This is a genomic window from Pseudoalteromonas sp. MMG012 (assembly GCF_018100875.1).
In the GTDB taxonomy this organism is placed as follows: Bacteria; Pseudomonadota; Gammaproteobacteria; order Enterobacterales; family Alteromonadaceae; genus Pseudoalteromonas; species Pseudoalteromonas aurantia.
Genome location: NZ_JAGJEF010000068.1, coordinates 18,916 through 27,734 on the forward strand (window position 1 = coordinate 18,916; position 8,819 = coordinate 27,734).

Annotated in this window: 9 protein-coding genes; 5 read left to right on the plus strand and 4 right to left on the minus strand. The window is 40.8% G+C overall.

From position 1 onward, the window contains the following. Positions 1-27 precede the first annotated feature (27 nt). The gene (locus J8L97_RS18245; protein ID WP_211051987.1) at positions 28-1,653 is read right to left on the minus strand and encodes a M28 family metallopeptidase; all 1,626 of its coding nucleotides are present in this window, start codon (positions 1,651-1,653) and stop codon (positions 28-30) included. Positions 1,654-1,802: 149 nt separating this feature from the next. Between J8L97_RS18245 and J8L97_RS18250 the strand changes: the two genes are divergently transcribed. The 3 genes from J8L97_RS18250 to J8L97_RS18260 are packed head-to-tail and all read left to right on the plus strand — an operon-like array spanning position 1,803 to position 4,607. Continuing rightward, entirely contained in the window at positions 1,803-2,606 is an 804-nt protein-coding gene (locus tag J8L97_RS18250; RefSeq protein ID WP_211051989.1) for a DUF3025 domain-containing protein, read from the plus strand. 14 nt (positions 2,607-2,620) lie between these two features. Further along, the gene (locus J8L97_RS18255; protein ID WP_211051990.1) at positions 2,621-3,406 is read left to right on the plus strand and encodes an ATP-binding cassette domain-containing protein; all 786 of its coding nucleotides are present in this window, start codon (positions 2,621-2,623) and stop codon (positions 3,404-3,406) included. After that, positions 3,399-4,607, plus strand: coding sequence for an ABC transporter permease (locus tag J8L97_RS18260; RefSeq protein ID WP_211051991.1), 1,209 nt, complete (start codon positions 3,399-3,401; stop codon positions 4,605-4,607). The genes J8L97_RS18255 and J8L97_RS18260 overlap by 8 nt, the downstream gene beginning before the upstream one ends. 63 nt (positions 4,608-4,670) lie before the next feature. Here J8L97_RS18260 and J8L97_RS18265 read toward each other — a convergent pair whose 3' ends face one another. The 3 genes from J8L97_RS18265 to tsaA all read right to left on the minus strand — a co-directional run bounded on the left by J8L97_RS18265 (position 4,671) and on the right by tsaA (position 8,196). Next, positions 4,671-5,489 (minus strand): UDP-2,3-diacylglucosamine diphosphatase, encoded by an 819-nt coding sequence (locus J8L97_RS18265; protein ID WP_211051992.1) that lies wholly within the window; start codon positions 5,487-5,489, stop codon positions 4,671-4,673. 183 nt (positions 5,490-5,672) lie between these two features. Continuing rightward, complete coding sequence (locus J8L97_RS18270) at positions 5,673-7,400, minus strand: proline--tRNA ligase (protein ID WP_211051993.1); 1,728 nt, start codon at positions 7,398-7,400, stop codon at positions 5,673-5,675. Between the two features lie 91 nt (positions 7,401-7,491). Further along, positions 7,492-8,196: a tRNA (N6-threonylcarbamoyladenosine(37)-N6)-methyltransferase TrmO gene (gene tsaA, locus J8L97_RS18275; RefSeq protein ID WP_210997553.1), complete on the minus strand. Its 705-nt coding sequence runs from the start codon at positions 8,194-8,196 to the stop codon at positions 7,492-7,494. A 171-nt stretch (positions 8,197-8,367) separates the two neighbouring features. Here tsaA and J8L97_RS18280 point away from each other — a divergent pair, with 171 nt between their 5' ends. Beyond that, the gene (locus J8L97_RS18280; RefSeq protein ID WP_192507518.1) at positions 8,368-8,541 is read left to right on the plus strand and encodes a hypothetical protein; all 174 of its coding nucleotides are present in this window, start codon (positions 8,368-8,370) and stop codon (positions 8,539-8,541) included. Continuing rightward, positions 8,519-8,819 (plus strand): hypothetical protein (locus tag J8L97_RS18285; RefSeq protein WP_211051994.1); only part of this gene is annotated, 301 nt, incomplete at its 3' end. The genes J8L97_RS18280 and J8L97_RS18285, both read left to right, overlap by 23 nt.

The following is an 8,819-nucleotide window of genomic DNA, read 5'->3' on the forward strand; positions in this document are numbered from 1 at the left end:
CTAAATGAAAAGCAATATCATTTGCATTTAATTTCTCTTAAACTCTGATGTTGCTTTCCATTGCGGCCATTCAGCTTGTTGTGATATGTCATAACCGACTTGATAAAATAGTTGTAGGTCTTGCACTGCACCGTTCAAGTCCCATTCATCTCTGTAGCGATCACAGGGTTGGTGGTAGCAGCCTCTTAGCACAAGACTCATGCGTTTACGGTAATTAGCGGTGGCAGCATCAATAGCTTCAGTACCACCGCCTGCATACATGGCCGGCACTCCCATATTCGCAAATGCGAAGTGGTCAGAGCGATAATAGCCGCCTGATGCTGGTCTTGGGTCACCAGATACCACACGTCCCTGCGCTTTAGCTGCATTGGCTAGCATGTCATCAAGGTCAGACTTACCTATACCTACAACACTAATATCTTTTACTTTACCTAATAAATTTAAGCTATCCATATTAATGTTTGCAGCCGTTTTCTTTGCAGGTATAACTGGATTTGCGGCGTAGAATTTTGAGCCTAATAAACCTTGTTCTTCTGCTGTTACAGCCAAAAATGTCATTGAACGATCAGGCCTTGTTGGGAGTTTTGCGAATGCTTCAGCAACTTCTATCATACCACCGGTACCAGTGGCATTGTCATGAGCACCGTTGTATATTTGATCACCTTTTCTATTTTTATCTGTGCCTAAATGGTCCCAATGAGCAGAGTAGATAATGTGTTCATCTGGTTTCTTACTACCGGGTAAGGTGGCAATAAAGTTGTAAGAAGTGGACGTTTTAATTTTACTTTTTACGGTAATAGATGCTGTTAAGTCACCCATATCGACGTGGTAAGCACCTTTGGCAGCCTTCGCTTTTGCATCAGTAAAGTTTAAACCCGCTTTTTCAAACAGTTCTTTTGCAACATCGACAGTGACCCAACCTTCGACAGCGACTCGATCCATATTTTTATTGGCTTTTTGGAAACCAAATTGTTCGCCACTCCATGAGTTTTCGACTACGCTCCAAGGGTATGATGCAGGGGCCGTTTCATGGACAATGATAGCGCCTGCGGCACCTTGGCGGCTTGCTTCTTCGTACTTGTATGTCCAACGACCGTAATAGGTCATGGCTTCACCTGTAAACATACTCGGATCTTTCGTTGCAAAACCTGGATCATTAACAAGCATAACAACCGTTTTGCCTTTCACATCTAAGCCACCGTAATCATTCCAATTGTATTCAGGAGCGTTAACCCCATAGCCTACGAATACAAGCTCTGAATCTTTGATCGACTCTAGTGGGCTGATCCGACTTGTGCCCATCACCATTTCTTTCTTATATAGGTAGTCTTTACCACCGATTTTAAGCGCCATATTGGCATCAGCCTCGATAGAAACCAAGTCTACTTCTTGCAAGAAGCTATCACCATTACCAGGCTCATATCCCAAAGACTTAAAATGCTTGGTTAAATATGCAAGGGTCAGCTCTTCTCCTTTTGAAGAAGGAGCTCGGCCACCAAATTCATCAGATGCGAGAGTTTTAATATGCTCAGCAAGTTGTTGTGTGTTGATACTATCATAGGCAGTTTTTACATTTTCAGGGGTGTTTGAGGTACTAACACAACCGCTGAGCACCGCTATTGTAAGCGCGCTTAGAGTCATTTTAAGTTTCATAATGCTTCTTTTGTTATGTATTAAAGACACGTAAGTATAAACACAAATTTGGTTTTTTTTCGAGTAACTGCGACAGTTGGGGCTGCTTTAATTGGACGCCAAGAGGACTTAAGGTAAACTAATGAAAATATATTGAACTTGTTCTATTTATGAAGAAATTTACTCCCTCTGAGCATTATGACCCACAGTTATTGAGAGGCGGTGCATTTGCCCACCTTAATACATTATTTGGTCTAGGCAACCAGTCTGGCTGGCCTGATTTTCCATGGCTAAATGGACTCGCACATCTTAAAAATAGCAATGGACAACAAGTTAGTTTTGTACCTGATTCACAGTTTCAAGAAGAAACGCGTTACTACGAGCAGATCATTTACGAAACGGGTCATATTCCAACTCGAGAGCAGAATTGGCACGACTTGTTTGGTGCATTAATTTGGTGTTTATTCCCAAAGACTAAATCATTGTTAAATAAAAGTCATATTGATGATATTGACCAGTATGGTTTAAAACAACGTAGCAAACATCGTAATGCCTTAACCTTGTTTGATGAGTGTGGTGTAGTGATGGCCATCACCGACGAACAGATAAAAACTGATTTGCGAGCCCACAACTGGCATAGCGTATTTGTATCAAAACGCACACAGTGGGGCAAAGCTATACAGCCATTCATATTTGGGCACGCAAATTATGAGATGCTCACTCAACCTTTTATCGGACTTACCGGAAAAGTACTGTGTATTGTAGTGGAAACAAGTTTTAGTACATTAACCTTACAACAACAGTACGCGTACTTAGATGACATACTTTATACGCGAATTGCATATGAAGGAGTTTTAAAAGACAACAGCCAAATGTCACCGTTACCGTTATTGGGTATACCCGGGTGGTGTGAGGAAAATGAAGATGCAAAGTTTTATGATAATACGGATTATTTCAGAGCAAAAAGGCGTTAAGAAAAGGATCAATCATGATTGCAGTTGATAAGTTAGCAAAGCGGTTCAAGCTAACCAAAGAGCATAAGCAAAACAAGGAACGTCATGACAGTAGAGAATATGAAGGGTATTTTCACTCGGTAAAAAATGTCAGTTTTACATGTGATCATGGTGAAGTATTGGGGCTTTTAGGTCCAAACGGAGCGGGAAAAACAACGACATTACGTATGTTATCTACCGCTTTGAAACCGGATCACGGGTCAATACTAATTGAAGACGATAATATTGTTAAACAGCCATTACTTGGACGCAAGGCAATTGGCTTTTTATCTGGCTCGACTGGATTATATGGTCGCTTGACGGCAAGAGAAAATGTTGAGTATTTTGGCAAGCTGCATGGCCTTAAAGGACATGCGCTGAAAGCAAAGTGCGATGAGTTGTTTAGCATGCTAGACATGACCACATTCTTGGACAAACGGGCAGAGCATTTATCGACAGGAATGAAACAAAAAACAAATATTGCCAGAGCTGTCGTACATAACCCCAAAGTGGTCATTCTAGATGAGCCAACAACAGGGCTTGATATTATGACGACTCAGACGGTTATTTCATTCATTCGTTCTTTAAAAGCACAAGGAATACCGGTGATTTTTTCAACACACCACCTCGATGAAGTTGCCTTGTTGTGTGACAAAATAGCGGTGATAGACCAAGGCGTAAGTTGCTTTGATGGTACTGTAACCGAATTTATGAAACAGGGCGGCAGTACTGAGTTGAATCAGGCCTTTCTAAATCTATTGAGTGGGAATAAGCATGTTTGAAGTTTTTAAAAAGGAAATTATAGAATTACTGAGGGATAGGAAAACGCTTTTTTTTATCATTGCATTACCAATGCTTATTTTCCCGATTATTTTAGGCTTTGTGGCATTTTTAACGTCTCAAGCAAGTTTAAAAGCCGAGCAACAGGTTCACACATATTATATTGTTAACACGCAATTTTCGACGGCTTTTTCAGAGGAAATATTCTACCACAAGAGCTTTAAAAAATATGCAGGACAAAAGCAGTTTGACTCAGTAGCACAGCTTTCTGAGGCGGTTAAAGAGGGGATCATTGATGTTGGTATATTTATTCCGAATGACCCAGAACTTGCAATGCAAGCAGGAAAGCAGAGTCAGTGGCAAATCGTATTTAACGATGCAAAAGCGATTAACTTCATTTTTAATCGTGTGCGTTCCGTCGCTAGTAAATTATCGAATGAGTTAAGAACCGGAGCTTTAAAGGATTTAGGTGTTGATATTAGGCATCAACCCGCGTTACTTACTCCCATTACGATCAGCAAAGTTGATACAGCCGATAAGCGGGAAAACTACGGTGAAAAGTTGGGCGCATTGATCCCTTATTTGTTGTTACCTTTGGTATTAATGGGTGCCAGTTATCCGGCAATCGATTTGGGGGCTGGAGAAAAAGAACGAGGGACTTTAGAAACATTGTTATTAACTCCCGTGACCCGCTCAGAGTTAGTCCTAGGAAAATTTTTTACTGTATTGGCAAGTTCAATCGCATGTACATTGATAACAGTTGCGAGTTTGGCTATTTGGGTGAGCGTAGCGTCAAGTTTTGTGAGTTTAGAGGCGGTCAAAACCGCATTTAATAGCGTGACTGCTTGGGACTTTATACTTATATTTTCGTTGTTGTTACCTGTAGCTGCGATGTTATCTTCATTGGTTCTGGCGATATCAATATATGCACGGACATTTAAAGAGGCACAAAACTATATGGGTCCATTGAGTATGGCTGTGTTTGTGCCTATTGTTGTTTCACTATTGCCAAACATGGAACTTGATAACGTTACCGCACTTATTCCAATAACCAATGTTGCATTGGCTATCAAGGAGGTTGTAAAAGGCACTGTTGATCAGGGAGCTATTGCACTTATCTTTATTGCATCAGCTGCATTGGCAAGTTTACTTTTACTGAGCTGTGTAAGGTGGTTTAACAAAGAATCCGTTTTATTTAGGTAATAGCGGCTTATATTGATCTTCTATGAGCGCGCTCATTTATATTTAACGAGCGTGCTCATTTTACTATGCCGCTTCATCAGAAGTATTTTGGGATGGCATACCTTGTAGACCTTCATCTAATGCGACGACATTTAGAACATGTTGAATATCAGACCAATGTAATAGTTCAATTTTACCCTCTTTATTTTCAACTAACGCGGTGCAATTTTCTATCCAGTCACCGTCATTACAATAAACGATTCCATCGCATACTTTTAAGGCGGGTTGGTGAATATGTCCGCATATAATACCATCCACTCCTTGTCTTTTTGCTTCGTGAATAGCTGCCGCTTCAAATGCCGCAATTGCTTCTCTCGCTTTATGAACACGATTTTTAAGCCAAGAGGCGAGTGACCAATAATGGCCTCCATATAAACGCCTTACACGATTACTCCAACGGTTCAGAAAGAGCAAAAAATCGTAGGCAGCATCTCCGGCAATACTGATTAATTTGTTATATCGAGTTGCAGAATCAAAGTCATCACCATGTAGCAGTAAGAATTTTTTCCCTGCGGAGGTGGTATGGATAAATGATTTGTGGACTTCTACATTAAATAGGGTGTGACCGGCATACTGCCTGAACGTTTCATCATGATTCCCTGGAATATAAATTACTTTTGTGCCAGCCTCCGCTTTTTCTTGAATGCACTCTAACACCTTATAATGGCTTGTATCCCAATAGAATTGCCGTTTCATTGACCATAGGTCGACGATATCACCGACGAGATAAAGTACATCGCATTCTGTTCGGTTTAAGAAATCAAGTAGGTAGCTAGCTTTACAGTCTTTGTAGCCTAGGTGGGTATCTGAAATCCAAATACTTGGATAGTACGTTGCTTTCATTCGCTCTTATCTCTAGCGTAATAAAATCAAGCATAGTGTTAGAAAGTGACAATTCGACGACGAGATAAAGAAGAGAATATGACAGTCATTCAGGTATATACTTTTTGGAATACTTATTATAAAAAAGCGAGTGACTAATAAGCCACTCGCGACAAATAATTTACTGCGATTATTTAAAGTAGCTTACTGTGAGTTAATCAGCGCACAAATTTCGGTAACAGCATCGTCAATACTTAACATCCGCTTTTCACCTGTACGTCGGTTTTTAAGCTCAACTTGATTATTATCAAGGTTACGTTCACCAATGACCAGTGTATATGGCACGCCAAGTAACTCCATGTCATTAAACATAACACCAGGTCGTTCTTTTCGGTCATCAAAGAGTATGTCGATCCCTGCTTTTTTAAATTCTGAATATAAATTATTAGCAATTTCAGGGATACGATGAGATTTATGCATATTCATAGGCACAATCGCAAGCGAAAATGGCGCCAATGCCAATGGCCATTTAATACCATAGTCATCGTTATTTTGTTCAATTGCTGCGGCGACAATACGTGACACACCGATACCGTAGCAACCCATGCTCATCATTTGGTTTTTACCACTTTCACCAAGCACACCAGCATTCATTGACTCTGAATATTTAGTGCCGAGCTGAAAAATGTGACCGACTTCAACACCGCGTTTGATATGTAATGACCCATTACCGCAAGGGCTTGGATCGCCTTCAACAACGTTACGAATATCAGCAACTACATAGTCCGTTACATCACGATCCCAGTTTATGCCACTGTAGTGTTCACCATCTTTATTGGCTCCAGCCACAAAGTCAGCCATGACAGCAGCACTATGGTCAACGATAACAGGTATGTTTAAACTGACAGGTCCCAGAGAACCAGGGCGGGCACCAATAGCGGAAATAATATCTTGTTCTTTTGCCATTTCAAGAGGTGAATGGACTAGGTCGTGAGACTGTGCCTTTAATTCATTCAAGTCATGATCACCGCGAATAATTAACGCAACCAATCCACGTCGCTCGTTTTCATCTGCTGCACCATAAACTATTAACGTTTTAACGCTACGGTGTGGTTTTACACCGTGGTTGGCTTTTAATTCAGCGATCGTTTTGGCTTCTGGCGTAGCAAATGAGTTTAGCTCTTTGGATGGGGCCGCTCTTTCTGTTTTTGGTGCTAATGCTTCTGCCTTTTCAATGTTAGCTGCGTAATCACTTGCATCACTAAATGCGATAGCATCCTCACCCGATTCAGCCAAAACATGAAATTCATGTGATAGGCTTCCACCGATTGAGCCTGTATCTGCGAGTACTGGACGATAATTGAGTCCCAAGCGTTCAAAAATATTACAATAGGCCTGATGCATTCGCTTATAGGTTTGTGTTAAACACTCTTCGCTTAAATGGAAAGAGTAAGCATCCTTCATGGTAAATTCGCGTGCGCGCATTACGCCAAAGCGAGGGCGGACTTCATCACGTACCTTGGTCTGTACTTGATACAACGTGATCGGAAGTTGTTTGTAACTGTTGATCTCTTTTCTAACGAAATCTGTAATAACTTCTTCGTGTGTTGGGCCTAGTGCGAAAGGGCGATTATTTCGATCTGTGATACGGAGAAGTTCTGGACCAAACTGTTCCCAACGCCCAGATTCCTGCCAAAGATCGGCTGGTTGGATCACTGGCATCAGCATCTCAATCGCGCCCGCATTATCCATTTCTTCTCGCACAATCTTTTCTACGTTGCGTAAAACTTTCAAGCCAGAAGGAAGCCAAGTATAGAGGCCTGAAGCCAATTTGCGGATCATACCCGCTCGAAGCATAAGCTGATGACTGATAATTTCAGCATCCGAAGGCGTCTCTTTTAGAGTCGCTAAAATATATTGACTAGTACGCATGGTTGTTCCGTTCGTAATGTATTTATTTTTCGTGTTAATTCCGCGTAGTTTAACAGCGCTGACGGCGCAGACAAGTAATTATTCTATGTCGCTATTGTTTGGAAATCTCAATGACCTGGTTGTGGTTTTCATCAACCTGCCAGCGGATGTTAAAATCGTATAGAGTCATACCATAAAACTGGGTCTGTTGCTTTTGTTTTTTGTAAGCTGGGCGGGGGTCTTGCTTTAACACATTCGTTATAAAAGCACGTAATTCAGGGTATTGCTGTTGCTGAGAAATGTACGAGTCAGCTTGTTCACTGAATGCCACTGTCATTTGGGTTTCAGGACGAGTATCAGCAAAACCAGCACTTGCGTCAGTCATTGCATCGGAATACGGCAAATAGGGTTTTATATCAATAATGGGGGTGCCATCAAGTAAATCTATACCAGAGAGCCGCAAAGCAAGTTGGCCATTTTTATATTCAATACTTTCTAATTTTACCGCGCTCATACCTATACCATTAGGTCGAAATGTTGCGCGGGTAGCAAAGACGCCTTTTTTTTCATTTCCGCCTAAGCGAGGAGGACGTACTAATGCGGAGTAACCTTTGTCGGCGGTTTCGTGAAACCGAAACAACAGCCATAAATGGCTAAATTCATCAATGCCCCTAACAAACTCTTCTCGGTTAAAGTCTTTGGTGAAGATGAGTCTTGCTTTTGCCTGTGGCACTAACCTAGGTTGACGGGGAATGGCAAATTTTTGTTTGTAAGGTGATTCTATATGGCCAATAGGCACGATTTGATAATTGTCCACAAGTTCTCGGTTCGTTTTTATCTAAGTCATAGTTCTGTCACTATTGTACTTGGGAATAAAAAATTAACCAATGTGAAATAGGGCGTAATGCCATGTAATATCATTATTCTTCATATACGGATAATCTTATAACCAATGCAGACAAGTAGATTTAAAGCTGATAATTAGATTATGACAGAGAACAAAAAGCCGACGTTAAAGTTTCCTAGCCATGTTGAGACTGAACAAGATAGTTACATCGAGTTGTTAGGAGGAAGAGCAAATGAGTTACGTAATTTACTTTCCCAAAGCAAGAGTTTAACTGAAGCGTTGAAAAGTCAAAATGATAAGAACGAGCCAAAATAAGGTACATTGTTTCGAAAAGCTACTATTTAGTTGTTGTGAATCTAGCTTACAGCAATACTCTGTGCAAGCTAGATATGAATTTTACCTAAGTTTATTAGAATACAAGAATGAGTTGTTAGAGCTATATACCGTATTTGTAAGTACAGATACATCTGCTGAAAGTTATGAAGAAATTCTCGAATTAACCAAAAACAAACTGCAGTGTAATAAGGAAGGTGCGCACAAAGCGCCTAGCGATATTGCGCCAATGCTTAATCATACAGTTTACGGGTTAGCAC

Bases quoted from the DNA above. Each gene is read 5' to 3' on its own strand.
- J8L97_RS18245 (WP_211051987.1), bottom strand. From the start codon at position 1,653: ATGAAACTTAAAATGACTCTAAGCGCGCTTACAATAGCGGTGCTCAGC.
- J8L97_RS18250 (WP_211051989.1), top strand. From the start codon at position 1,803: ATGAAGAAATTTACTCCCTCTGAGCATTATGACCCACAGTTATTGAGA.
- J8L97_RS18255 (WP_211051990.1), top strand. From the start codon at position 2,621: ATGATTGCAGTTGATAAGTTAGCAAAGCGGTTCAAGCTAACCAAAGAG.
- J8L97_RS18260 (WP_211051991.1), top strand. From the start codon at position 3,399: ATGTTTGAAGTTTTTAAAAAGGAAATTATAGAATTACTGAGGGATAGG.
- J8L97_RS18265 (WP_211051992.1), bottom strand. From the start codon at position 5,489: ATGAAAGCAACGTACTATCCAAGTATTTGGATTTCAGATACCCACCTA.
- J8L97_RS18270 (WP_211051993.1), bottom strand. From the start codon at position 7,400: ATGCGTACTAGTCAATATATTTTAGCGACTCTAAAAGAGACGCCTTCG.
- J8L97_RS18280 (WP_192507518.1), top strand. From the start codon at position 8,368: ATGACAGAGAACAAAAAGCCGACGTTAAAGTTTCCTAGCCATGTTGAG.